At 63.0% G+C, this 24,420-nt stretch carries 20 protein-coding genes; 5 read left to right on the top strand and 15 right to left on the bottom strand.

What is annotated here, in order from left to right:
• Positions 1-128 precede the first annotated feature (128 nt).
• Positions 129-353, bottom strand: coding sequence for a hypothetical protein (locus K7431_RS14835; RefSeq protein WP_043205617.1), 225 nt, complete (start codon positions 351-353; stop codon positions 129-131).
• 507 nt (positions 354-860) lie between these two features.
• Between K7431_RS14835 and K7431_RS14830 the strand changes: the two genes are divergently transcribed.
• Positions 861-3,611 (top strand): beta-glucosidase, encoded by a 2,751-nt coding sequence (locus K7431_RS14830; RefSeq protein WP_043205618.1) that lies wholly within the window; start codon positions 861-863, stop codon positions 3,609-3,611.
• 71 nt (positions 3,612-3,682) lie between these two features.
• On the opposite strand, the gene K7431_RS14825 is transcribed toward K7431_RS14830, so the two are convergent.
• Complete coding sequence (locus K7431_RS14825) at positions 3,683-4,303, bottom strand: TetR/AcrR family transcriptional regulator (RefSeq protein WP_015884875.1); 621 nt, start codon at positions 4,301-4,303, stop codon at positions 3,683-3,685.
• A 62-nt stretch (positions 4,304-4,365) separates the two neighbouring features.
• The gene (locus K7431_RS14820; RefSeq protein WP_015884876.1) at positions 4,366-5,406 is read right to left on the bottom strand and encodes a LacI family DNA-binding transcriptional regulator; all 1,041 of its coding nucleotides are present in this window, start codon (positions 5,404-5,406) and stop codon (positions 4,366-4,368) included.
• A gap of 210 nt (positions 5,407-5,616) precedes the next feature.
• Between K7431_RS14820 and K7431_RS14815 the strand changes: the two genes are divergently transcribed.
• From K7431_RS14815 to K7431_RS14805, 3 genes are read left to right on the top strand one after another with little or no spacing between them, the layout of a single operon-like run.
• A complete protein-coding gene (locus tag K7431_RS14815; RefSeq protein ID WP_015884877.1) occupies positions 5,617-7,809 on the top strand; it encodes a TonB-dependent receptor in 2,193 nt (730 codons plus the stop codon).
• Positions 7,810-7,811: 2 nt separating this feature from the next.
• Positions 7,812-9,143, top strand: a complete 1,332-nt coding sequence (locus tag K7431_RS14810) for an LLM class flavin-dependent oxidoreductase (protein WP_015884878.1) — start codon at positions 7,812-7,814, stop codon at positions 9,141-9,143.
• Complete coding sequence (locus K7431_RS14805) at positions 9,140-10,072, top strand: sulfonate ABC transporter substrate-binding protein (protein ID WP_015884879.1); 933 nt, start codon at positions 9,140-9,142, stop codon at positions 10,070-10,072. The genes K7431_RS14810 and K7431_RS14805 overlap by 4 nt, the downstream gene beginning before the upstream one ends.
• A 113-nt stretch (positions 10,073-10,185) precedes the next feature.
• Here K7431_RS14805 and fecE read toward each other — a convergent pair whose 3' ends face one another.
• The 6 genes from fecE to K7431_RS14775 all read right to left on the bottom strand — a co-directional run bounded on the left by fecE (position 10,186) and on the right by K7431_RS14775 (position 17,381).
• Entirely contained in the window at positions 10,186-10,977 is a 792-nt protein-coding gene (gene fecE, locus K7431_RS14800; RefSeq protein ID WP_015884880.1) for a Fe(3+) dicitrate ABC transporter ATP-binding protein FecE, read from the bottom strand.
• A 4-nt stretch (positions 10,978-10,981) separates the two neighbouring features.
• On the bottom strand, positions 10,982-11,950 hold the full coding sequence (locus K7431_RS14795) for an iron chelate uptake ABC transporter family permease subunit (RefSeq protein ID WP_015884881.1): 969 nt from the start codon (positions 11,948-11,950) through the stop codon (positions 10,982-10,984).
• The gene (gene fecC / locus K7431_RS14790; protein WP_015884882.1) at positions 11,947-12,936 is read right to left on the bottom strand and encodes an iron-dicitrate ABC transporter permease FecC; all 990 of its coding nucleotides are present in this window, start codon (positions 12,934-12,936) and stop codon (positions 11,947-11,949) included. The genes K7431_RS14795 and fecC overlap by 4 nt, the downstream gene beginning before the upstream one ends.
• 2 nt (positions 12,937-12,938) lie before the next feature.
• On the bottom strand, positions 12,939-13,859 hold the full coding sequence (locus K7431_RS14785) for a Fe(3+) dicitrate ABC transporter substrate-binding protein FecB (RefSeq protein WP_015884883.1): 921 nt from the start codon (positions 13,857-13,859) through the stop codon (positions 12,939-12,941).
• Positions 13,860-14,401: 542 nt separating this feature from the next.
• Positions 14,402-16,807 carry a TonB-dependent receptor gene (locus K7431_RS14780; RefSeq protein WP_015884884.1) on the bottom strand — a complete coding sequence of 802 codons (2,406 nt, stop codon included), beginning with the start codon at positions 16,805-16,807 and terminating at the stop codon, positions 14,402-14,404.
• A 91-nt stretch (positions 16,808-16,898) separates the two neighbouring features.
• Positions 16,899-17,381 carry an Lrp/AsnC family transcriptional regulator gene (locus tag K7431_RS14775; RefSeq protein WP_015884885.1) on the bottom strand — a complete coding sequence of 161 codons (483 nt, stop codon included), beginning with the start codon at positions 17,379-17,381 and terminating at the stop codon, positions 16,899-16,901.
• Positions 17,382-17,502: 121 nt separating this feature from the next.
• Here K7431_RS14775 and K7431_RS14770 point away from each other — a divergent pair, with 121 nt between their 5' ends.
• Positions 17,503-18,903 carry an L-lactate permease gene (locus tag K7431_RS14770; RefSeq protein ID WP_015884886.1) on the top strand — a complete coding sequence of 467 codons (1,401 nt, stop codon included), beginning with the start codon at positions 17,503-17,505 and terminating at the stop codon, positions 18,901-18,903.
• A 6-nt stretch (positions 18,904-18,909) separates the two neighbouring features.
• Here K7431_RS14770 and K7431_RS14765 read toward each other — a convergent pair whose 3' ends face one another.
• From K7431_RS14765 to K7431_RS14740, 6 genes are all read right to left on the bottom strand, one after another.
• Positions 18,910-20,520 carry a gamma-glutamyltransferase family protein gene (locus tag K7431_RS14765; RefSeq protein WP_015884887.1) on the bottom strand — a complete coding sequence of 537 codons (1,611 nt, stop codon included), beginning with the start codon at positions 20,518-20,520 and terminating at the stop codon, positions 18,910-18,912.
• A gap of 37 nt (positions 20,521-20,557) precedes the next feature.
• Positions 20,558-21,337: an amino acid ABC transporter ATP-binding protein gene (locus K7431_RS14760; RefSeq protein WP_015884888.1), complete on the bottom strand. Its 780-nt coding sequence runs from the start codon at positions 21,335-21,337 to the stop codon at positions 20,558-20,560.
• A 2-nt stretch (positions 21,338-21,339) separates the two neighbouring features.
• Positions 21,340-22,116: an amino acid ABC transporter permease gene (locus K7431_RS14755; RefSeq protein ID WP_015884889.1), complete on the bottom strand. Its 777-nt coding sequence runs from the start codon at positions 22,114-22,116 to the stop codon at positions 21,340-21,342.
• Positions 22,117-22,128: 12 nt separating this feature from the next.
• Positions 22,129-22,935 (bottom strand): ABC transporter substrate-binding protein, encoded by an 807-nt coding sequence (locus tag K7431_RS14750; RefSeq protein ID WP_015884890.1) that lies wholly within the window; start codon positions 22,933-22,935, stop codon positions 22,129-22,131.
• 64 nt (positions 22,936-22,999) lie between these two features.
• Complete coding sequence (locus tag K7431_RS14745; protein WP_015884891.1) at positions 23,000-23,668, bottom strand: GntR family transcriptional regulator; 669 nt, start codon at positions 23,666-23,668, stop codon at positions 23,000-23,002.
• Positions 23,669-23,947: 279 nt separating this feature from the next.
• A complete protein-coding gene (locus K7431_RS14740) occupies positions 23,948-24,388 on the bottom strand; it encodes a hypothetical protein (RefSeq protein ID WP_043205621.1) in 441 nt (146 codons plus the stop codon).
• Positions 24,389-24,420: the final 32 nt, after the last annotated feature.

Below are 24,420 nucleotides of genomic sequence, written 5' to 3'. Positions count from 1 at the left end.
AAAGGGCTATGGGAAACCCTTGTGGGAGGGGGCTTGCCCCCGATAGCGGTGGACCAGCTGCCGCATGCGCCGGCTGATACACCGCTATCGGGGGCAAGCCCCCTCCCACAGGGGACCGCGTTTCCCCGTCAGTTCGAGGTTTTCGGCGCGGCCTGGCTGCTGTTCAGCGGCCGACCACCCTTGGTGGTTTGCGCCTTTTGCTTTTTGGCGGCTTTGGCGTCGTGGGTTTGAGTCAACACCGTGGAATCTGCCGCACCGGACTTCGCATCAGCGTCGGTGGATTCGGCGGCCATGGCGGCGCCGCTCAATGCAACGGCCAGCGCAAAACCAGCACCCAAAAGGGAAATCTTCATCAACTTTCTCCAGATCAAAAACAGCAGATAGCCCAAGTGGCGCCTTGAACTCAATCAAGACCCTACACCAAAGCGTTGTGTATGACAGCTTGTGTAAACATGGCACTTTAGAACTACCGAGCAATGCCACTAGTTCGCCATGCACGATGATTTTTCTTAAACCAATCGACTGGTAGGTTTAGCCTTAGTTCCTGAACGTAAGAAATTATTTCTTATTTCACGCAAAAATTAGCTTTCGTTTGACTTATAACCGCAAGAATTGCCTTAATTATGCCGTTTTCGCGGTTCAAAATGCCATCTCGTGATATCGCTTAGACACTACTTACAATAACAACTCATATAATTATTACACTTATAAAACTGCGAATTTCGCCAAATAGTTGCAATTAGCCATCGGTTAAAAATTGCGCTCACGGGCAACTATTGCCCAGAAAAAAGTGACGAGCGTGCATTGCAACACGCACTTCTCGGCGCGCCATGTTTACTGAACAGTTGTCGGAGAGACCCATGAATAAACGCAAAATGATCGGTGCGCAGTCGGCATTCGCCCTGCTGGCACTGGCCGTGTCCCAGGTGCACGCGGCCACGAGCCCGGCCCTGGATGAAGGCCGGGTAAGCCGTGCAGAAAAGGCCGCGGATAAGACCCTGGCGAAGATGACCATGGAAGAAAAACTCGCCTACATCGGCGGCACCGGTGGCTGGGACGTCAAGCCACTGACTCAGTACGGCATCCCGCAGATTCACGGCGCCGATGGCGGCGTGGGTGTGCGTTACACCAGCGAGGGCAACGCGCAGGGCGTGGTGTACCCGTCCGGGCCGAACCTGGCCGCCAGTTGGAACCCGCGCCGCGCCATCGACCTCGGCCGTGCCCTGGGCTATGACACCGCCAGCGGTGGTTATCAGTTCGTCACCGGGCCAGGCGTGAACCTGTACCGCATGCCGTACAGCGGCCGTGCGTTCGAGTATTTGTCCGGCGAAGACCCGTTCCTCGGCGCCAGCCTCGGGCCGGCGGTGATCAACGGCATTCAATCGCGCGGTGTGTGGGCCAACGCCAAGCATTTCGCCGCCAACGACCAGGAAAGCAACCGCTTCCACCTCGATGAAATCATCAGCGAACGCGTCCTGCGCGAGATGACCCTGCCGCCGTTCGAGTCCGCGTCGAAGAACAGCAAAGTCGCGATGATGATGTGCGCGTTCCAGAAGGTGAACGGCGAGTTCGCCTGCCAGAACAAACACCTGATGCGCGACATCCTCAAGACCGAATGGGGCTACCCAGGCTTCGTGCAGAGCGACTACAACGCGGTGGTCAACGGGTTGCCGGCGGCGCAGGCCGGTACCGACCTGGACATGATGGGCTACCAGATGAACAGCACCATCCTCAAGCCTTACCTGGACAGCGGCGAGCTGAGCAGCGCGACCATCGATGACAAGGTGCGGCGCATCCTCAAGCAGATCTACCTGTACAAATTCGACAGCAAGGCGCCGTTGACCAGCCACAACATGAACAGCGCCACCAGCAACCGTGTGGCCCTGAACGCCGCCCGTGAAGGCATCGTGCTGCTGAAGAACCAGAACAGCCTGCTGCCGCTGGACGCGAAGAAGGTCAAGCGCATCGCCGTGGTCGGCACCCTGGCCAAGTACGCGCCGCCTACCGGTTTCGGTAGCGCCAACGTGATGGCCGCCAACTACATCAGTGAGCTGAGCGGTCTGCAGCAACTGGCGCCGGGCGCCAAGGTTGAGTTTATCGACGGGCTGTCCCTGGACCCGGCCACTTCGACCTGGACCCATGCCGACAGCAATGGCAACAGCGCCAAAGGCTTGAAGACCGAGTTCTTCAGCAACACCAACTGGTCCGGTGACCCGGCGGCCAGCCGTACCGACACACATGTCGACCTCGACTGGTCCACCGATACCCTGCCGGTGAACGGCGATACCGCCGCCACCTCGATCCGCTACAGCGGCCAGATCACCCCGACCGTCAGCGGCGAGCAGGTGTTCAAGATCCGCGCCGACGGCGCCGTGCGCCTCTACGTCAACGGTAAGAAAGTCCTCGACAACGGCGACGGCAAACCGCTGCCGAACAACAGCATTCCGCCGACCATCCCGGTGTTTGCCAAGGTCAACCTGGAAGCCGGCAAACCCGTCGATATCAAGCTGGAATACTCGCGTCGTAACGGCTACCTCTCGACCATGGGCGGCCTGGTCGGCGTGCAGATGAGCTGGGCTTCGCTGGTGGCACCGCAAGACCTGGCGCAGTACGACGCGGTCCTGGTGGCAGCCGGTAACAGCAATGAATACGAAGGCGAAGGCTTCGACCACAGCTTCGACCTGCCGGAATACCAGAACCTGCTGATCCAGAGCATCGCCAAGGTCAACCCGAACACCGTGGTCACGCTGCACGGCGGTACCGGGCTGAAGATGAGCGACTGGATCGACCAGGTACCGGCCGCGCTGCATGCGTTCTACCCTGGGCAAAACGGCGGCCAGGCCCTGGCGGAGATCCTGCTGGGCAAGGTCAACCCGTCGGCCAAGCTGCCGATCAGTATCGAACGCAACATCGAAGACAACCCGATCTACGCGACCTTCCCGAAATTCGACAACCAGGAAACCCTGGCCGAGATGAGCTACAAGGACGACCTGTTCCTGGGCTATCGCGGCTACGAGAAGAAAGGCATCAAGCCGCTCTATCCGTTCGGTTATGGCTTGTCGTACACCACCTTCGGCTACAGCAACATCAGCGTGACCCCTGGGGTGGCGGTGGCGGGTGCGCCGATCAAGGTGTCGTTCGACCTGTCCAACACCGGCAAGGTCGCGGGCGCCGAAGTGGCCGAGTTGTACGTGGGCCAGAACAACCCGAAAGTCGAGCGCGCCATCAAGGAACTCAAGGGCTACAAGAAGGTGTTCCTGAAACCGGGCGAAAGCAAGCGCGTGACCATCGAACTCAACGATCGCTCGCTGGCCTACTACGACGTGGCGAGCAAGCAGTGGGTGGTGGATGCGGACAGCTTCAACCTGTCGGTGGGCGCGTCGTCCCAGGATATTCGCCTGAACGCCAAGCTGGTCAACCCGTTCCGCCAGGAACTGTCGACCACCACCAGCAACCCGCTGCCGCGCTCGGCGCTCAACTCGACGCTGCGTGAATCGACGGTGAAGACTGGCGGCGTGCTGCATCAAAATGAAGGGGATAGCGGCACCAGCGACGGTGATGGCTATGACATGAGCGATGACAGCAGCCAGGGCAGTGCTGCCGGCAACTGATCCCGACTCAGTCTAGTGTGGGAGGGGCGGTGCGACGATTCGACTGGCTCCCTCCCACATTTTGGGCCGCGTTATTTTTGGATTCTGATGGCCGCTTCGACCCGCGCGATGTAGCTGTCGAACCGCGCCACCAGGTCCACTTGCGCGGGAAAGCGCAACCACTGGATCTGCAGGCCATCCATCATGGCCAGGATTTCTTCCACCAGCCCGGCGATGTCCACATCGCTGCGCACCTCCCCCGCCGCCACCAGGTCGGCAAACTGCCCCTGCAAGCGCCGCTGGATGCCCGCGTAACGTTCCTGGAACCACGCCCAGGCCGGTTGGGTGTCGAGCAGACTTTCGGCATTCAAGATGGTAAACGCCCGCACCACACCTGGCGCGGTCGCGTTCGAACGGTTGATCGCACGCAGGCTGCCAAGCAACCCGGTCAGGGTTTTTTCAGCGCGCACTTCATCGGCAATCCGTTGATTGACCTCGTCGCGGCGTTGCAGCACGCCCATCAATAATGAAATTTTGCTGGGGAAGTGGTGCAGCACACCGGCAACGGAAATACCGACGATGGCCGCCACTTTTGCCACCGAGGCGCCGCTGTAGCCCTCCAGGGAAAACACCTGCAAGGCTGCGTCCAGCAGCTCTTCACGGCGCTTTTCACCTTTTGGGGCGCGACGGGTCTTGGGGACGGGTTCGGTCATAGGAACATCCTTGTGGGCAGGCTTTCACCGTATCCAAATTGCCCCCGAGCCGCAAATAAAGCTCAGGCGCTTTCCCGTTCGATCAAGCGGCACTCCAGCAAGTTCAAGCGCTGTACCTCATCATTCACCGCCAGCACGCCCAGGCTTTCCAGCACCCGCGTCGCGGCCAGCACACCCATCTCCAGCGCAGGCGGCTTGATAGTGCTGAGGCTCGGCAGCAGCATTTCGGCAAATGGATAATCACCAAACCCGAGCACGGCGCAGTCCTGCGGGATCTTCAACCCGGCGCGCTGGCTGGCCAGCAAACCACCGGCGGCCAGGTTGTCATTGGCGAAGAAGATCGCATCGGGCGGGTTGGCGTGGCTCATCAGGGTTTCCATCGCTTGCTTGCCTGCTTCGAACGGGGCGCGGTCGGCGTCCGGGGCGAAGACCCAGGGTTGTACACCCAGTTCGGTCAGGGTCGCGGCGAAGCCGTCACGCCGCTCCAGTGCACTGAAGTCGCCCGCCGCGCTGTTCTGCACGAAGGCAATGCGTCGGTAGCCCTTGCCGTGCAGGTAGTGCGCGGCACTGACACCGACGTCGTAGTGGGAAAAACCGATCTGCAGCGGCGCGCGTTCGGGCACGTAGTCCCAGGTTTCGACCACCGGGATATCCACGTCCGCGATCATCTTTTCAGTGCCTGCGCTGTGGAAGCGGCTGGTCAGCACCAGCGCTGCCGGCGACCAGCCGAGGAACGCGCGCACCGCGCTTTCTTCCTGTTCGGCGCTGAAGTAACTGGACGCCAGCAGCAATTGATAGCCATGGCGACTGAGGGTGTCGCTGAACCCCTGGATAGTATTGGCAAAGATCGGCCCCGAGATGTTCGGGATCACCATCGCCACGATCCGCCCGCGCGCCGAGGCCAAGCCGCCGGCCACCAGGTTGGGCACATACCCCAGCTCGGCGACCACCTGGGCAATGCGCTCGCGACGCTCGGACGAGACGTGCTCCGGCTGGTTGAAATAGCGCGACACGGTGATCGCCGACACCCCGGCCTGGCGGGCCACGGTGTTCAAGGTGACGCGCCCGGCGCCACGGCGCTTGCGCGGTTTATCTTCGCTCACGGGACAATCCTGCTAACAACCAAAAAGAATATAGGAATAATTTTTAAGTCTTTGACGCTCTAAACCCGAGCTACCAATAATGCCGATGTTAGCGCTAACAAAGCGCGCTGTCTGCTACTCGCTCAAGCGAATGCCCACGACAGTTTTCACAGGCGCTGACGGTCGCAAGAACCGCAGCGGACCCGGGCATTCTTTTCGAGCAAACACAGCATGCACAACGTCACAAAACACACTCATTTGTTACTGCTCGCGGGTCTGACCGCCCTCCCCGTGCCCGGCGCCTTTGCCGCTGACGAGCAGGAACCCACGCTCAAATCGGTAACCGTCACCGCCACCCGCCGCGAAGAATCCCTGCAGAAAGTCCCGGTAGCGGTGTCCGTGCTCGACGGCGAACAACTGGAGCGGGACAACCGCAACGGCGTGGCGAGCATCGCCCAGCAGGTGCCGTCGCTGAACTTCCGCACCGGCGCGTCGAACAAGGACACCTCGCTCTTCGTGCGCGGCGTGGGCACCATTTCCACTTCCCCCGGCGTCGAGCCGACGGTGGCCACGGTGATCGACGGCGTGGTCTACGCCCGCCCCGGCCAGGCCACCCTCGACCTGCTGGACCTGGAGCGCATCGAAGTGCTGCGCGGCCCGCAAGGCACGTTGTTCGGCAAGAACGCCTCGGCCGGTGTGCTGAATATCACCAGCAAGGCGCCCACCGCCGAGACCCACGGCTATATCGATCAGTCGTACTACAGCGGCAATGAAAGCCGCACCCGCTTCGGCATCGGCGGCAGCCTGGTACCTGACGTGCTCAAGGGCTCGATCAGTACGTTGTTTGGCAGCTACGACGGCAACGTGGACAACCCGCACAACGGCCAGGAGGTCAACGGCTACAACCACAAAGGCATTCGCGGCAAGCTGGAGTTCACCCCCAACGATGACATGAAGCTGACCCTGATCGCCGACTACATGCAGTCCCACGACGACGCGCCGAATGGCGTGGTCAGCAAGTCCCTGAGCCCGGCGTTCAGCAACGCCCTGAGCCCGGTGCGGGCATCCAGCGACAACCGCGACATCAACACCGATACCCGCAGCCATGTGGAAGACAGCAACAAGGGTGTATCCGCCCAGCTGGACTGGAACCTCGGCGACTACACCCTGACCTCGATCACCGCCTGGCGCGGCTGGGACAACACCCAATACCAGGACGGCGACCGCCTCGGTACCGTGAGCGCTGCCTTCCCTGGCACCGCCGACAAGGGCGAACTGGACTTCAACCAGTACTCCCAGGAACTGCGCCTGGCCTCGCCCAAGGGCGAATTCCTGGAGTACGTCGGCGGCCTGTTCTACATGCACGGCAAGGACGAAGAAACCTACCAGCGCACACTGACCACCACGACACGCACCGACCGTGGCATCGCCGACTACAGCACCACCAACGACAGCTACGCGGTCTTCGGCGAAACCACACTGAACTTCACCTCGCGTTTTCGGGGTATCGCCGGCCTGCGTTACACCCACGATGACCTGAAATACGCTCACCGCCGCGCCTCCACCTCGGCCACGACGGTCAGCGGGATTCAACCGGCCACCTCCAGTTCCGGCTCGGTGGACGAAGACGGCTGGTCCGGCCGCCTCGGCGTGCAGTACGACCTGACTGACAGCGTCACCAGCTACCTCACCTACTCGCGCGGCTACAAAGGCCCGGCCTACAACGTGTTCTTCAACATGCAGCCGCGTGACACCGACGCGCTCAAGCCGGAGACCTCCAATACCTGGGAAGCCGGGATCAAGGCCACCGCCTGGAACAACCGCCTGACCACCAACCTGGCGGTGTTCCACAGCGACTACGACAACTACCAGGCCAACTTCTTCGACACCGTCGCCGGCCAAGTGGTGACCCGCTTGATCAACGCCGGCAGCGTCAGCACCGAAGGCGTCGAGCTGGATTACGCCTTGCAGGCCACCCAGCAACTCAAGCTCTCCGGCGCCCTGGCCTACACCCGTGCGCGCATCGACGAATTCGCCTGCCCCGCGGGTGCCGCCGCGACCTGCAACGTAAATGGCAAGCCGCTGCCCTTCAGCCCGGACTGGAAAAGCTACGTGCGCGCCGACTACACGATCCCGCTGGATAACGGCCTGGACATCGAACTGGGCACCGACTACAGCTGGCAGAGTGAAGTGCAGTACGACATCAGCCAGAATGTCGACACCCAACAAGGTGCCTATGGCATCTGGAACGCCAGCGTGGCCCTGGCCGACTACAGCAGGGGCTGGCGCGTCGCATTCCTGGCCAAGAACCTCGCGGACAAGTCCTACTCGCCGCTGCTGGCCAGCGGCGGCAATTATATCTACCGCGCCGTACCCCGTGACGATGAGCGTTACTTCGGCGTGCAACTGCGCAAGGATTTCTAAGCATGAGCCGTCAACTGAAACTCGGCGCCTTTCTCATGGCCACCGGGCACCACGTCGCCGCCTGGCGCCACCCGGACGTGCCGGCAGATGCCGGGCTGGATTTCGCCCAGTACAAACACCTGGCACGCGTGGCCGAAGCAGCGAAGTTCGATGCGCTGTTCGTGGCCGACAGCATTGCCGCGCCTACGGGTGAGGTCGCCAGCCAGATGGCGCGCTCGGACCATTTCGAACCGCTGACCTTACTGTCGGCGCTCAGCGCAGTGACCGATCACATCGGCCTGATTGCCACGGCGACCACCACCTACAACGAGCCTTACCATGTCGCACGCAAGTTCGCCTCGCTGGATCACCTGTCCGGCGGGCGCGCCGGCTGGAACCTGGTGACCTCGGATGCCGCCGCCGAAGCACAGAATTTTGGCCGCGATGAACACCTCGGCCATGCCGAGCGCTACAGCCGCGCGCGGGAATTTCATCAGGTGGTGACGGGGTTGTGGGACAGCTGGGAGGACGATGCCTTCACGCGGGACAAGGCCAGCGGCACCTACTACGACCCGGCGAAGCTGCACGTGCTGGATCACGTCGGCGAACACTTCCGCGTCAAAGGCCCGCTGAACGTGGCACGCTCGCCCCAGGGCCAGCCGGTGATCGTGCAGGCGGGTTCGTCGGAAACCGGCCGTGAACTGGCGGCGCAAACCGCCGAGGTGGTGTTTACCGCGCAGACGTCGTTGGCGAGTGCCCAGGCGTTTTATGCCGATCTCAAGGCGCGTCTGAGCCGGTATGGGCGCGAACGGGATTCGCTGAAAATCATGCCGGGGGTGTTTGTGGTGGTCGGTCAGACCGAGGCTGAAGCCCAGGCGAAATTCGAGGCGTTCCAGGCGTTGGTTGAGCCGGAAGTCGGCGTGGCTTTGCTGGGGCGCATGCTGGGTAATTTTGACTTGTCGGGCTACCCGCTGGACGGTCCCTTGCCCGCGTTACCGCTGACCGACAGCGGGCAACGCAGCCGCCAGCAACTGCTGAGTGATTTGGCCAACCGTGAGCAACTGACGCTCGCACAATTGGGTCGGCGGATTGCCGGTGGGCGCGGGCATTACAGCCTGATCGGCACGCCCGCACAGATTGCCGATGCGCTGCAAAACTGGTTCGAAAATGGCGCGGCCGATGGTTTCAATATCCTGGTGCCGCACCTGCCGGGCGGGCTGGAAGATGTCGCCCAGTGGGTGGTGCCCGAGCTGCAACGGCGCGGCCTGTTCCGGACTGAATACACCGGTTCCACCTTGCGTGAAAACCTCGGTTTGGCGCGCCCCGAAAACCGCTTTAAAAAGGACGACGCATGAAGATTACGGCCCTGTTGCTGGCCCTGCTGGCCGTCACTCAAACGGCCTTGGCGGCCGACCCCGCCGCACTGCGCATCGGCTACCAGAAAGGCTCTATCGCCCTGGTGCTCGCCAAGGAACATGGCCTGCTGGAAAAGCGCTTCCCGCAGACGCAAGTGAAGTGGATCGAATTCCCCGCCGGCCCACAGATGCTCGAAGCGCTGAATGTGGGTGCGCTGGATGTCGGCGCCACCGGCGACATCCCTCCCCTGTTCGCCCAGGCTGCCGGGGCCGACCTGGTCTACATCGGCGCCGAACCGCCCAAGCCCAGCGCCGAAACCATCCTGGTGCGCAACGACAGCCCGCTGCATTCGGTGGCGGACCTCAAGGGCAAGAAGGTCGCCTTCCAGAAAGGCTCCAGTTCCCACAACCTGATCCTGCGCGCCCTGAACAAAGCCGGCCTGAGCTACACGGACATCCAGCCGGTGTACCTGCCGCCGGCCGATGCGCGTGCGGCATTCGAACAAGGCAGCGTGGATGCCTGGGCCATCTGGGAACCCTATTCGTCCCTGGCCCTGAGCCAGAGCCCCAGCCAGGTGCTGGCCAATGGTGAAGGCCTCGGCTTATCCGGGCCGGTGTATACCGCGCGGCGTGAGTATGCGAAGGCCAACGGTGCGTTCATCCACGACCTTCTCGGAGCACTCACCGCCGCCGAAGCGCTCACGCGCAGCCAGCGTGAAGACAGCTTGAAAGTCCTGACCGACTTCATGGGCCTGCCCGCCGCCGTGGTTGCGCGCTATATGGACAACCGCCCGCCTTCGCCGATTTTGCCGATTGACGACAAGATCATCCAGGCGCAGCAGGCGACGGCGGACCTGTTCTACCAGAACCGGTTGTTACCCAAGGCCATTGATGTGAAGAAAGCCGTATGGAAATCTGAAACCCACTGAGCTCCAAATGTGGGAGGGGGCTTGCTCCCGATAGCGGAGTGTCAGTCACCTCCTGTAATGACTGCCCCCCTGCTATCGGCAGCACCCCCCCCCTCCCAGATCTTTTGATCGCGTCAGGCGTGATGACGGGTGCTTTTCTCTACCACGCACATCGGCGTGCCGGACACCGGCTCATTGATGATCTGCACCTGCACCTCAAACACCCGCCGCATCAACTCGGCGCTGATCACCTCCCCCGGCGCACCGTCAGCCACCAGCTTGCCGCCGTGCATCACCGCCAGGTGGTCGGCATAACGGCACGCCTGGTTGATGTCGTGCAGCACGGTGATCACGGTCTTGCCCTCAGCCGCCAGTTCGCCCATCAGGTCGAGCAGCTCGACCTGATGGCTGATGTCGAGGTAAGTGGTAGGTTCATCGAGCAACACCACCGGCGCGTTCTGCGCCAGCACCATCGCCAGCCAGGCACGTTGGCGCTGGCCGCCGGACAAATCTGCCAGGGCGCGGTCGGCCAGGGTATCCAGTTCCAGGCGTTGCATGGCCTGGGTGACATGGGATTGGTCGTTGCCGCTCAGGCGCCCCCACAATGAGTTGTGCGGGCTGCGACCATACGCGACCAGTTGGCGCACGCTGACACCTTCCGGCACCGGCAATATCTGGGGCAAAAACGCGATCTGCCGCGCCAATTGGCGGGCGGACAGGCCGGCGTAGGCCTGGCCATCCAGGGTCAATTCGCCCTGGGTCGGCGTAAGGATGCGCGCGAACGCCTTGAGCAAGGTGGATTTGCCGCAGCCATTGGGGCCGATCAAGGCAGTGACCTTCCCGGCGGGCGGCGCGAAGGACAACCCTTGCACGATGCGCGTGGCACCGTAGCCGATATCAAGCTGTTGCGCGTGGAGAATACTCATGTCATCAGCCCTTGAACCGTGCCAGCAACCAAAGAAAATACGGCGCGCCAATCACCGCCGTGAGCACCCCGGCGGGGATTTCGCTGGGCGCGATCAACGTACGCCCCAGGGTGTCGGCCAGCACCAGCAGCAGCGCACCGATCAGCATCGCCGCCGGCAGCAGGTACTGGTGATGCCCGCCTACCAGGCGCCGCGCCATGTGCGGTGCGACCAGGCCGATAAAGCCAATCGGCCCGATCACGCCCACGCCCAGGCTGGTCAGCAGCACCGCGCAGGCCATCGCCAGCCAGCGTGTGCGGCTCAGTGCGGTGCCGAGGCTGTGGGCCGCTTCATCGCCCAGCGCAATCAGGTTCAGCGGCTTGGCCAGGCACAGGCCCACAGGGATCAACACCAGGAACGGCAGCACCAGCGCCACGTGGTGCCAATTGCGGCTCCACAGGCTACCGGTCAACGCGAGCAAAGCGGTGTTGATATCCAGCGGGTGGGACAGGATCAGAAACTCGGTGACGCTGGACAACGTCACCGCAATCGCCACCCCGGACAGCGCAAAACGCACGCCGGAAAAACTCACCCCGGTGTTGTACAGCGCCAGCAGCAACGCGCCACCAGCACCGCCCAGGCAGGCCACCAGCGGCAGCCAGGCAATCGGCAAATGCGGCCAACTGATGATCGCCACGGTCAGCGCCAAACCGGCGCCCTGGGTCACACCGAGGATTTCCGGCGAGGCCAGCGGGTTGCGGATCACGCCCTGCACAATCGCCCCGGCCAGGCCGAAGGCCGCACCGGCGAGGATCGCGATCAGGCTGCGCGGCAGGCGGTGGTTCCACACTTCGAAGTCGAGCGCGTCGTGGGCCAGCAGGCGCTCCACCACGGTGCCCGGCGCAAGCCACTGGGTGCCGGCGCTGAGGCTGACCAACGTCGCCAGCAGCAATAGGCCGAGCAGCAGCCAGAGGCGCGAACGTGGGCGGATCATAGGGCGCGCCTGGCAAGAAAGAGGAAGAACGGTGCGCCGATCAGCGCGGTGACCACACCGGCCGGGGTCTCCACCGGAAACGCCACGGCGCGGCTGAGCAGGTCGGCCCCCAGCACAATCACAGCGCCGAATGCCGCGCTCAGCGGGATCAGCCAGCGGTAGTCATTGCCGAGGAACTGGCGAAGGATATTCGGTGCAATCAGCCCGACAAAGCCGATCGGCCCTACCGCGCAGACGCTCGCGCCCACCAGCAGCAAACTGGCGACAAACACCTGCAGGCGCAGGCTGGCGATGCCCACGCCCAGCGAGCGTGCGGCGTCTTCGCCGAGGTTGATCAGGTTCAAGCGCGGCGCACACCAGAGGGCCCACACGCCGCCGATCAAGGTGCACGGCCAGAGCAATTGCACTTGCGCGGCGCCGACATTCGCCAGGGAACCGGCCAGCCAGTTGAGCACGCTTTGCGCCTGGGCTTCGACCAGGATCACCGTAAGCCGGGTCAAGGCCGCGCACAGCGCCGCCACGGCTACGCCGGCCAATACCAAACGCCCCTGGGCGGTGGTCGGCGACCAGGCGCCACCCAGGCTGAACACCGTGACCCAGGCCAGCGCGCCGCCCAGGCAAGTCATCAACAACGCACCGCCGGCGAAGGGCAGCGCGACCAACCCGGTGGAAAACAACGCCAACCCCAACGCCGCCCCCGCCGTCACGCCAAACAGGGACGGCGAAGCCAGGCGGTTACGCGTAATGCCTTGCATCAACGCGCCGGCCAAGCCCAGGCAGGCACCGACCAACGCCGCGCACACCGCACGGGGCACGCGCAATTGGGCGACGATGTAGGCCATATTGCCGCCCACGCTGCCTTGATGGACCAGGCCATTCCACGCATCCGTCGCCGTCAGCGTGAACGGTGACCAGCTGTACAGCGAAAACCAGAACACCCCGGCGCCCAACAGCAGGATGCCCATGGCGGCGAAACTGCGTTGCACGGTTATTGGCTCAATACGGCTTTGCCGCCTTTAAGGATCGCCAACGTGTCTTCGGCGATCTGCTCCGACGCCAGCACGCCACGGTTGCGCGCCCAGCTGTCGCCATCCACTTCGGCGACATGCTGGTTACGCACGGCGCCGAGCACTTGCCACAGCGGCTGCTTGCTCCAGCTGTCAACGATGCTCGGGCGACGGTAATGGCCGACCAGCAACCAGCCCGGGTCGAGGGCAAGCAGTTGCTCCAGGCTGACGAACTCGGTGGGCGCGGCGTTGGCACGTACCGACGGGACTTTCAGGCCAATGGCTTGCAGCACGCTGCCGGCGTAGGAGTCCGGGCCGTGTACGGAGAAGCTGTCTTCCCGCGCCACACCGAACAGCACGCTGGCGCCGGCGGGGATCTGTTGGGCGATGTTTTTCAGGTTTTCACGGTTTTGCGCGATGCGCGCGGTCATCTGCGGGCTTTTGCCCAGGGCCTTGCCGATCAGCTCGGCGGACTTGAGGCTGCCTTCATAATCCTCGCCACGCGACGGCAGCAACAGGGTCGGTGCAATGCTCGACAGGTCGTTGTACAGCGCCTGATGGCGGTTGAGGTCGGCGACGATCAGGTCCGGCTTGAGACGCGCGATTTCCTCGATGCTCGGCTGCGAGCGCAGGCCCACGGACGTCCACTGGCCGATGGCCTGGCGCACACGGGGCAACACACGGTTGGCGTCGCCATCGTCGGCGGCGCCGACGGGGGTCACGTCAACCGCGGCGAGGCTGTCGAGAAACGAGAACTCCAACACCACCACGCGCTTGGGTGCGTCCGGCAGATGCACGGCGTGCTGGCCGTCGTTGAGGTCGATGGGGGCGGCGCTCAGCAGGCTTGAAGAGAACGCCAGGACGCAGGCGGCAAGGGTGGGGATGGAGCGCAGCAATCGCATGACAAGAACCTCGGCGTTAAAACACCCCGGCTAGACAGGCTGGGGAAAACGGCGGGTACTATTCCATATCAGCGCGGCGTGATCAAAAAACATTCTCATTTATACCCGCTCTACCCTGTGGACGCGGGGTTGTTGGGGTGAGTGGCCTGCGTGGTGAACGGGCTTGTTGTGGTGACTGGGCTGTTGTGGTGAGCGGGCTTGTTGTGGTGAGCGGGCTTGCCCCGCGCTGGGTGGCGAAGCCGCCCCAAAACCTGGCGCCGCGTTCTACCTGACACGAAGTGGTGTTCTTGTTGGGGCTGCTGCGCAGCCCAGCGCGGGGCAAGCCCGCTCACCACAACAGCTTGCTCACCCCAGCAACCCTGCTCACCTCAACAAGCTTGCTCACCCCAGCAACCCTGCTCACCTCAACAAGCTTGCTCACCCCAGCAACCCTGCTCACCTCAACAAGCTTGCTCACCCCAGCAAGCCTGCTCACCACAACAGCCCGCTCACCCCTGCAACCACCTTGACCACAGAAGCCAGTCCGCGCAGCAAGCCTCATGCTAGAAGTCGACGGTGGCCGAGAGCAGGTAGGTACGCGGCGTCGACAAGGTCAACCCCGGCTCGCTGTCATCCGAGGCGCCGGCCGAACTCCAGTAGCGTTTATCGGCGACGTTCTCCACGTTCGCCCGCAGGGTGATGTGTTTGTCGTCCACCTTGAACGCATAGCGCGCGCCTACGTCGATACGGTTCCAGGCGTCGATTTCCTTGTCGTTGGACTGATCCAGGTACTGCGAGCTGGAGTAGAGGCCACGGCTGGTCAGGGTCAGCCCTTCCAGGGTCGGTACGTCCCACTCGGCACCCAGGTTGACGTTGTACTTGGGCGTCGCCGGTGCACGGTTGCCGTCATAGGTGCCGTTGGTGGTTTTCCGCAGTTCGCTGTCGATGTACATCACGCCGCCGAGCAGCCGCACGCCCTTGAGCGGTTCGCCGAACACACTCAGCTCCGCCCCGGTGTTCTGGCGCTTGCCGTTGGGGCCGAACAGGTTCGTGGTGCTATTGGTTTCATAGGCAGGCTGCTTGATACGGAACACCGCAGCGGTGACGGCGAAGGCACCGGCGTCGTATTTGGCACCCACTTCCACCTGGCGGCTGATAAATGGCGGGAAGATTTCATCGTCATTATTCGACGTCGACGGCGCGACCTTGCCCTGGCTCAGGCCTTCCATGTAGTTGGCATACAACGACAGCTTGTCGGTGGCCTTGAACAGCAAGCCGCCGGACGGCGAAACTTTCTCTTCATCGTAGCCGGTGAGGCCTTTGACCCCATTGTTCCAGTCATCCACCTTGACTCGCTGCCAGCGCGCGCCGAGGGTCAGCAACAGGCGGTCGTCGAAGAAGCCCAGGGTGTCGGACAGTGCTACGCCGCTGAATTTGTTTTCGGTGTAGACCTTCGCATCCTGGCGCGTTGCCGTGGAGGGCGTCAGCGTTTGCACCGGGTTATAGAGATTGCTGCGCCCGTTCGCATAGCGAGCGCCGCCGTTTTCAAAGTCCATATAGAAGTAGCTGGCGGCCAGGTTGACCTCATGGCTCACCGACCCGGTCTGGAACCAGTTGCGCACGCCGGCGGTGTAGGTGCGCACGTTTTCATCGCGGGTGAAATCCCGTGGCGACACCACGAAATCACCGGCCGCGTTGGTCACCGACACCGCATGGCGCAGGAAGTCGTGGTTACTTTTGCGCGCGCCCACACCGCCGTAGAGCATCACGTTATCGCTGAGGTCGTACTCAGCGTTGACGGTGCCGAAGGTGTCGTTGGTGCTGGCCTTGCTCCAGGACTGCGCATAGTTGCGGCGCACATCGTTGGCACTGGGGACCGGCGCGGCGGCCGCGACCTGCACACGCTCCTGCGGGGCATCGGTGTCACGCTCGGTGTGGCCGATATCGGTGGAAAGGCGCAGGCGCTCGCCACGAAAATCCAGGCCCAGTACGGCCATTTCACGGTCGACGCTCTGGTGGTCCCATTCGGTGTCGCCGGACTGTTTAACGCCGTTGAAGCGGATGCCGAACTTGTTGTCTTCGCCAAAGCGCCGCCCTATATCCACCGCACCGCCCGCCTGGCTATCAGAGGCCCAGTTGCCGGTAAACGAGTTGATGTCTTTGTCGGTGGCGCGCTTGGGCACCACGTTGATCCCGCCGCCCACGCTGCCGCGCGGCGAGATGCCATTGATCAGTTGGGTGGGGCCTTTGAAGATGTCGACACGGTCGGCCATTTCCATATCGATGGTGTAGGTCGGCAACACGCCATAGAGCCCGTTGTAAGCCACATCACTGTTGAACAGGCTGAAGCCGCGAATGGTGAACTGCTCATAGCGCCCGCCCGCCGGGTTGGTGGCGCGTACCGACGGGTCGCTGGCGATCAGGTCGCCAAGGGTGCGCGCTTGCTGGTTCTTCACCGCGTCCTGGGTGTAGGTGGTCATGCTGAACGGGGTTTCCATGAAATCCCGCGTGCCCAGCAGGCCCTGCGAGCCACGCCGCGCCACTTGGCCACCGGCGTAGGTGTCGCCGTCGTACAGGCCGGTGGTGCCGAGAATCGAGGTCGGCGCCAGTTCCAGGCTGCTGCCATCCGGTGCCGGTACCAGCATGTAGGCCTGCTCACCCATGGGTTGCAGTTGCAGCCCTGAGCCTTGCAGCAAGCGGGCAAAGCCCTCCTCCACGCCGAACTCGCCGGACAAACCGCTGCTGCTGCGACCGCTGACCAGGGCCGGGTCCACCGACAGGTTAACCCCCGACAACCCGGCAAAACGCGTCAGCGCCGCACTCAGGCTGCCGGCCGGCACTTGGTAGCTGCGGCGGCTGGCGGTGTCTTCGGCGTAGCTGACGGCGGCGAATAACGGGCTGGCACTGAGGCTCAGCATCAGGCTCAGTTTCAGCAACGGGCGCAAGCGCAAGGGTCGGACTGCGGGCATTGGAGGAAGCTCTCGATAATGTTCACTTACCTGGAATGACAGGCGAAGTGAAAAAAAGGGACAGCTGCCGCCAAACTTTTTCAAAAAAACTTCAACTGATCGGTACTTCCAATCCCACCTTGACCCGATCCAACGCCACCAGCGTCTTGAACCACTTCACGTTGGGGTTCTCGGCAAACAAACGCGCGGCGAGTGCCTGGTACTCCTGCATGCTGGCGACATTGAGCACCAGCACGAAATCCACCTCGCCGGTGACGTAGTAGCACTGCTGCACCTGGGGCACGGAGAAACTGGCTTTGGTTGCCGTCAGCGCGTCGATGCTGGTGCGCTCGACGGAGACCTCGGCCAGGATGGTGATCGGTTTGCCGGCCTTGACCGGATCGACCACCGCCACGTTCGCGCTGATCACTCCGCCCTCCTCCATGCGCTTGATACGGCGTTGCACGGCGGCGGTGGAGAGGTTGACCTTCTCGGCCAGGGCGCGCAGGGGCAAGCCATTGTCACGTTGCACAAGCGCCAGGATCGACCAGTCGAAACCGTCCAGGTCCAGCAGGGAAGCAGCAGGTTTGGCCATCGGGGGGGCGCGCTCGTCAGGGTGAGAAATTTTATCGAAAACAGCCTCGAATCAGAGACCAATGACGACCGGGACCTCAATACTATCGCAACTCCTCTGGCATGCAGAAAGGGAGTGTCTCATGGCGTTGTTGATCCACCTGTCACCGGTGTTGCTGGTGATGTCGATGCTGATGGTGTTGCGTCGCCCACCGGTTCAGGCAGCGATTGCCGGTGCCGCACTGGTGGCGGTGTTATGGCTGTTCGAGGGGTTGCTGCCGAGTGCCGCGATGGCGGCCTTCAAGGACACGGCGGTGTTGTTCGCCAGCACCGCGTTGGTGATTGTGCCGGGGCTGGCATTCGTGATTCTGATCGAGCGCATGGGGGTCAACCAGGCGCTGAGCGAATGGGTACAGGCATTGGGCTTGAAGCGCGCCGAGTTGGTGGTGTTCATCGTGCTGGGGCTGGCGCCGTTACTGGAGGCAATGACTGGGTTCGGCGTTTCATTGATCGCCACGGTGCCGTTGTTGCTGAGTCTGTTCGAACGCCGCATCGCGCTGCGCGTGGCGTTGACCGGCATGGCGATCATGCCGTGGGGCACCCTGGGCCTGGCGACGGTGATCGGCGCGTCACTGGCACATGTGGATGCAGCCGCGCTGGCGTCGACCTCAGCGCTGACAAGTGCGCCGGTCTTCATCGTGCTGGCGGCCCTGGCGTCGTACTGTTGTGGGGTGGGTATCAGCCGCGCCTTGGTGGGATTGGGCCTGCTGTTTCTGGGCGTGCTCTACGCGTCGAGCCGTTGGCTGGGCCCGGAAGTGGCCGGCGTGAGCGCGGGATTGAGCGTGGCCGCTACGACCTTGCTGCTGGCGTTGCATCGACGCCAGGGCGCGACGGCGCTGGCCTGGCCGCGAAAAGCCTGGCCCTACCTGGCGCTGATCATTTGCATCGTGCTGCTCAAGGGCCTCAATGCCCTCACCCACCTGGAAGACGCCTGGGTGGTGCGCGGCCAGCACGTCGCCTGGAAACCGCTGGCGTCTCCCGGCATTGCTTTGCTGCTCGTGCTGGTGTGGGTGCACAGGCGGGGCGGCGGGGCCTTGCTCGGCACGCTCGGCGCACGTGCACGGCGGCCATTGCTGACGATTTTATTCTTCCTGGCCATGTCGCAGATGATGGTCAAGGCCGGCTTTCTCGACGGCCTTGTCCAGGTGCTGATTGGGCTGCCGGATAGCGCCGCAGCGCCGTTGGTGGCGTTACTCGGCGGGTTGTCGGGCTACATGACCGGCTCCAACGTCGGCGGCAACGCGATCTTCATGCCGGCCGTGGCGCTACTGCCCGAGTCGTCACGCGGGCTGTTGGCGGCCGTGCAAAACAGCGCGGCCGGGCATGCCGCGCTGGGTTCGCTGTCGATCGTGATGCTGGTGCTCGGGCTGGCCAAGACCAGCGCCGAGGAAGAAGGCCAGTTGGTGCGCTTCGGCTTCGCCCTGGCCTGCGTGAACACCGCGCTGGTAGCGCTGGCGGGCTGGGTGTTGCTTAGCGTGTACTGACGCGCCTTACCATACCGCAATATGCGAATCCGCCCTTGGCTCGGTGCCGCCGCACAGCACCCCGCTGACCGGGTCGCGCAGGATGATCTGCCCGCGCCCGTAGTCAGTCAGGTCACTGTCGGTCTGCACTTTATGCCCGCGCCGCGCCAGCGCATTGACCAGGTCGCGGGAAGCGCCATGTTCGACGCCGACCTTCATATCGCCCAGCCATTGCCAGCGCGGTGCATCCAAGGCCGCTTGCGGGTTGAGGCCGAAGTCCACCAGGTTCATCACCATCTGCACATGGCCCTGGGGCTGCATATAGCCGCCCATTACGCCGAACGGGCCGAGGGCCTGGCCGTCCTGGGTGAGGAAACCGGGGATGATGGTGTGGAAGGTTTTCTTGCCCGGCGCCAGGCAGTTGGCGTGGGTCGGGTCGAGGCTGAATTCCTGCCCACGGTTCTGCAGTGCGATGCCACTGTCGGGCAGCACCACGCCGGAGCCGAAACCGTGGTAGTTGCTCTGGATGAACGAGACCATATTGCCTTCGGCGTCGGCCGTGGCCAGGTACACCGTGCCGCTGGCGTGAGGGTCGCCGGGCTTGGGTGGCAGGGCCTGTTCGCCGATGTGCGCACGGCGACGGGTGCTGTAGTCATCGCTGAGCAAATCGGCGACGGCCACGCGCATGTGCAACGGGTCGGTGATGTAGTGCAGGCCGTCGCTGTAGGCGAGCTTCATCGCCTCCAACTGGCGATGCCAGGTTTGCTGGCTGTCGCGGTGATCGAAGCTGAAGCCTTCGAGGATTTTCAGCGCCATCAGCGCCACCAGGCCCTGGCCGCTGGGCGGGATTTCCCAGACGTCCACACCTCGGTAGTTGATGTGGATCGGCTCGACCCATTGGGCGCGGTAATCCCTGAGGTCGCTGGCGCGCAGGTAGCCGCCGCTCGCCTTGGAATGGGCGTCGAGGCGCTCGGCCAGCGCGCCGCCATACAGGCTTTCGCAGCGGGTGGCGGCGAGTTCTTCCAGGGTGCGAGCCTGGGCCGGGTTGCGGAAAACTTCACCGGCCCGTGGCGCGCGACCATCAATCAAGAAGGTGTCGAACCAGGCCTCCAGCACCGCGTCACGATGGGGGCTGAATTCGTTCAAGGAGATCTGCCATTGATGGGCAACCACCGGCGACAACGGGAAACCGTCGCGCGCCAGGCTGATGGCCGGTTGCAGCAACTCGGCAAACGGCAACTTACCGAAGCGTTGCGACAGCTCGGCCCAGGCCGAGGGGCAGCCGGGCACGGTGACGGGGGTCCAGCCGTACAGCGGCATCTGGTCATGCCCGGCGGCCTTGACCGCGTCGATACTCAAGGCCGTCGGCGCATGGCCGTTGCCGTTCAAACCGTGCAGCCGGCCCTTGCACCAGACCAGCGCAAACGCGTCGCCGCCGAGGCCGCAGCCGGTGGGCTCCACCACCGTCAGCGCAGCCGCCGTGGCAATGGCGGCGTCGATGGCGTTGCCGCCCTTTTGCATGATTTCGATCCCGGCCTGGGCGGCCAGGGGTTGGGACGCGGCAACCATGCCGCGCCGGGCAAATACACTTTGGCGTTGCGAGGGATAGGGGTACTCGTGAGCGGAGAATTTCAACATGGCAAAGGCTCTTCAACACAAGGGTTTATTAGCGGGCTCATAACACGCGGCTGAGAAACGCCCGGGTACGGGGGTGGCTGGGGTGGCTGAAGATCTGTTCCGGCGGCCCTTGCTCGATCAGTTCGCCCTGATCGAGCACCACCACGCGGTCAGCGACTTCGCGGGCGAAACCCATTTCGTGGGTGACCACCACCATCGTCATACCCTCCTCGGCCAGTTCCTTCATCACTTGCAGGACCTCGCCAACGGTTTCCGGGTCGAGGGCGCTGGTGGGTTCGTCGAACAACATGGCTTGGGGCTTCATCGCCAGGGCGCGGGCAATCGCCACCCGTTGCTGCTGGCCGCCGGAGAGCATCGAGGGGTAATGACTGGCCTTGTCCGCCAGGCCGACCCGCGCCAACAGTCCACGGGCTTGCTCCAACGCTTCGGCACGGGGGGTGCCGAGCACCTGGATTGGCGCTTCGATGATGTTTTCCAACGCGGTCATGTGCGGGAACAGGTTGAAACGCTGGAACACCATGCCGATGTCGCGACGCTGGCGGGCGATGTTGCGCTCCGAATCGCGCACCAGGCTGCCGTCGCTGCGCTCGCGATAGCCCATGGCACGGCCGTTGACGCGGATGCGCCCGCCCTGGATGTCTTCGAGCAGGTTGATGCAGCGGATAAAGGTGGTCTTGCCCGAGCCCGAGGCGCCGATCAGCACCACCACTTCACCGCGCCGTACTTGCAGGGAGATGCCCTTGAGGATCTGCAGCGTGCCGAACGACTTGTGGATATCCAGCGCCTCGATGATCAGTTCTTCACTTTGGTGCGCCATGGTTAACGTCCCCTCAGCAGTTTCAGGGTGCTGCGCCCGAACATGCGGCTGGCTGCCGGTGGTGGCGCAGAAGGCCGGTCAGACTGGCTGAACCGCGTTTCGAGCCAACGTTGGAAAAAGCCCCACAAGGTGGTCAGCGTTAGGAAGTAGAGGGCAACCACCAGGTACAACTCGAACACACGGAAGGTCGCCGAGGTGATCATCTGGGTACTGAGCAGCAACTCCTGCACCCCGATCACGCTGACCAGGGTGGTGTTCTTGAGCATCACATTGAACTCGTTGCCCAGCGGCGGCACGATCACCCGGAACGCCTGGGGCAGCACGATGCGCCGCATCAGCTTGGCGAACCCCATGCCCAGGGAACGGCCGGCTTCATACTGGCCCTTGTCCACCGCGCCGATGCCGGCCCGGATGATCTCGGCCATGTAGGCACCTTCATTCAGGCCCAATGCGATAATCGCCGCCTGGATATTGCCGGGGACGATCAGGCCGAACAGTTCGATGTCCTCGAAGCGGAAAATCCCGCCGGCCGCCAGCGCGGTGTACAGGAACACGATCTGCACCAGCAACGGTGTGCCGCGCATCAGCCATACATAAAAACGCACCGGCAGGTGCAGCAACGGGTTCTTCGACAGGCGCAACAGCGCCGCCGCCAGGCCCAGCGCACAGCCGAGCAGCATCGCCAGCACGCTGATCAGGCACGTCAGCCACAGCCCGGTGAGGTAGACCCCACTGGGCTGCAACAGGTATTGCCAGAACACATCCCAATTGAAATTCATCGTTGTAGAACCTCAGTCGAGTGTGTCGCTGCTGACATGCCATTTGTTGAGCAATTGCACATAGCTGCCGTCGCTGCGCATGTCGCTGATGATCTGCTGCACGGCGGCGGTCAGTTGTGGATCATCCTTGCGTATGCCCAGGCCGGTGAGGATGCGACTGAACGCGGGCACGCCTTCCTGGAACAAGTCCGGGGCCATGGCGGCGTAGTAACCGGCGGTTTCCACGGTGGTGCCGTAGGCGTCGACCTGACTGATGCGCAGGGCCTGGAAGGCGTCGGTGTCGGTGTTGTACACCACCAGTTTCATCGGCGGCTTGCCGGCCTTGGCCAGGCTGTCGTTCTGGGTGTCCAGCAAGGTCTTGATGGTGGAGCCGTTGAGTACCGCGACCTTGTGCCCGGACAGGTCGTCCAATGCCTTGATGCCCTTGGGATTGCCCTTGGGCACCACCACCGACTGGCTGGAATACATGTAGTTGACGATGTCGATCACCTGGCGCCGCTCGGGCTTGTCGAACAGCTGGTCGACGATCATGTCGCACTGCTGGGCGAGCAACGCCGGCACCAGGCCGGAGAACGGAATCACCCGCCACTGCACCTGTTTGTCGCCCAGGCGCTTGGCGATCTCCAGACCCAGGTCGACGGTGAGTCCCCGCGGTTTCTGCGCTTCATCGAAGGACACCAGGGGCGGTGAATCCATCCCCGAGCAGTAGGTGAGTTTGTCGACACTCTTCAGGCGCTCCGGTACCTGGGGCGCAGCGAAGGCCCATTGGCTACAGAGGCCGAGGGAGACAGCCACCAGCAAGGCGCGGCGTTTATGCATGACCAGACACTCCAGTTCGTTGAATAACGGGGGCAGGAATCAACGTCAAAACACGACAGCTTTCTTATTGTTCGTTTTGCAGGAATTGGATCAGCGCCGGCACCGTACCCTCGATGTGTTCGCGCACCACGGCTTCGGCGCGCGCGGCATCACCGGCACGAATCGCGTCGAGGATCACCGCGTGCTCCTCGCGGGCACTGAGGGGTTTTTCGCCGTGTTGCAGCCACAGGCGCATGGGGGCCTCGACCAGCGAGTACAGCGCGCAAATCTGCTTCATCAGGCGCGGGCGGCCGCTGAGGCTGCACAGGTATTCGTGGAAGGCGCGGTGACGGCTGACCCACGCGGCGCCTTCATCGCGGTAGTCGTCCATCGCGTCGAGCATGCGCTCGAGGGCCGCCAGTTGGCGCTCGCCGATACGCCCCACCGCAACGCGCACCGCCAAGCCCTCAAGGGCGCTGCGCATCTCGAACACCTCGTGCAGCTCGTCAATATCCAGCCCGCTGACAATGGCGCCACGGTTGGGCCGCAGGGTCACCAGGCCTTGGGCATCCAGGCGTCGGAAGGCTTCGCGCACCGGCATGCGGCTCATGCCGATCTCACCGGCGATGTCTTCAGCGATCAGCCGATCACCCTTGCGGTAGCGGCCGCTACAAATGGCATCCAGCAGGAAGTTGTAGGCCTCCTCCTCCGCCGTGAGGGGCTGACGTTCAACATAAGCGGGGGCAAATTGCATCGACGGCACCTTTTGAATTTTTGTATCCAATTATCCACGAATACAAAAAAGCAGAATACGTGCCACATTACGCAAAAATCGGCCAAGTGATTGATTTAGATGGAACAGCGCGGAAGTGACGACAGCGGGCTCGCAATGACGCCGTAGGCGTGTGCTACCAAACAGCTCAAAAACTGCCCCGTGGGTGGGCGCACGTAACAGGTGGCGGGCCACGCCGGGGCACCTATCGAAACACCGCCCTTGGCCCGCAGATCCGGAGTCAAGGCAAACCAGCCATTTTCAACCCGGTTCGGCCGAGTAGATGACGGTTTGCGCACTGCTTTCAGCGACGGGCGGGCGTGTGAAGTAGGTGTCACCTTCGTCGGTGAGGATCTCGTAGTCGACTTTGCGGGTGTTGCTTGCGTGCTTGATGATTTTCAGCACGCGTTGGAATTTCACGCTCTGCGTGCCGTTCTGGTTGGGCCCGGTCAGCACGCTGACGCTTTGGAACCAGCCGCTGTGCTGCTTGTTGCCCAGCAGCGCACAGGTCATGGCCTCGAACCGCTCAAGCCGCGTAAACCCCCACAGCGTCTGCTCCTCGACCGCCGCGCCAGGGGTGGCGGCACCGGTAAACACGAAGAGATTGATCGCTGGGTTGTCTTCGCAAAAAAAATCATACGGGACCAGGCCGTCGACCATCTTCCTGCCGGGCACAAAGCCCTTTTTATGCACCTGAAACATTGCCACCTCCGCTCGATCACTGGCGAGCAGTC

The organism is Pseudomonas fluorescens group sp. (genome assembly GCF_020093335.1).
GTDB lineage: Bacteria > Pseudomonadota > Gammaproteobacteria > Pseudomonadales > Pseudomonadaceae > Aquipseudomonas > Aquipseudomonas petroselini.
Note: the sequence above shows the minus strand (reverse complement) of the source record. Positions and strands in the feature narration are given on the sequence as shown.

Bases quoted from the DNA above. Each gene is read 5' to 3' on its own strand.
- fecE (WP_015884880.1), bottom strand. From the start codon at position 10,977: ATGAGTATTCTCCACGCGCAACAGCTTGATATCGGCTACGGTGCCACG.
- K7431_RS14770 (WP_015884886.1), top strand. From the start codon at position 17,503: ATGGCGTTGTTGATCCACCTGTCACCGGTGTTGCTGGTGATGTCGATG.
- K7431_RS14830 (WP_043205618.1), top strand. From the start codon at position 861: ATGAATAAACGCAAAATGATCGGTGCGCAGTCGGCATTCGCCCTGCTG.
- K7431_RS14745 (WP_015884891.1), bottom strand. From the start codon at position 23,668: ATGCAATTTGCCCCCGCTTATGTTGAACGTCAGCCCCTCACGGCGGAG.
- K7431_RS14810 (WP_015884878.1), top strand. From the start codon at position 7,812: ATGAGCCGTCAACTGAAACTCGGCGCCTTTCTCATGGCCACCGGGCAC.
- K7431_RS14825 (WP_015884875.1), bottom strand. From the start codon at position 4,303: ATGACCGAACCCGTCCCCAAGACCCGTCGCGCCCCAAAAGGTGAAAAG.
- K7431_RS14775 (WP_015884885.1), bottom strand. From the start codon at position 17,381: ATGGCCAAACCTGCTGCTTCCCTGCTGGACCTGGACGGTTTCGACTGG.
- K7431_RS14765 (WP_015884887.1), bottom strand. From the start codon at position 20,520: ATGTTGAAATTCTCCGCTCACGAGTACCCCTATCCCTCGCAACGCCAA.
- K7431_RS14795 (WP_015884881.1), bottom strand. From the start codon at position 11,950: ATGATCCGCCCACGTTCGCGCCTCTGGCTGCTGCTCGGCCTATTGCTG.
- K7431_RS14740 (WP_043205621.1), bottom strand. From the start codon at position 24,388: ATGTTTCAGGTGCATAAAAAGGGCTTTGTGCCCGGCAGGAAGATGGTC.
- K7431_RS14815 (WP_015884877.1), top strand. From the start codon at position 5,617: ATGCACAACGTCACAAAACACACTCATTTGTTACTGCTCGCGGGTCTG.
- K7431_RS14780 (WP_015884884.1), bottom strand. From the start codon at position 16,807: ATGCCCGCAGTCCGACCCTTGCGCTTGCGCCCGTTGCTGAAACTGAGC.
- K7431_RS14750 (WP_015884890.1), bottom strand. From the start codon at position 22,935: ATGCATAAACGCCGCGCCTTGCTGGTGGCTGTCTCCCTCGGCCTCTGT.
- K7431_RS14785 (WP_015884883.1), bottom strand. From the start codon at position 13,859: ATGCGATTGCTGCGCTCCATCCCCACCCTTGCCGCCTGCGTCCTGGCG.
- K7431_RS14755 (WP_015884889.1), bottom strand. From the start codon at position 22,116: ATGAATTTCAATTGGGATGTGTTCTGGCAATACCTGTTGCAGCCCAGT.
- K7431_RS14760 (WP_015884888.1), bottom strand. From the start codon at position 21,337: ATGGCGCACCAAAGTGAAGAACTGATCATCGAGGCGCTGGATATCCAC.
- K7431_RS14805 (WP_015884879.1), top strand. From the start codon at position 9,140: ATGAAGATTACGGCCCTGTTGCTGGCCCTGCTGGCCGTCACTCAAACG.
- K7431_RS14835 (WP_043205617.1), bottom strand. From the start codon at position 353: ATGAAGATTTCCCTTTTGGGTGCTGGTTTTGCGCTGGCCGTTGCATTG.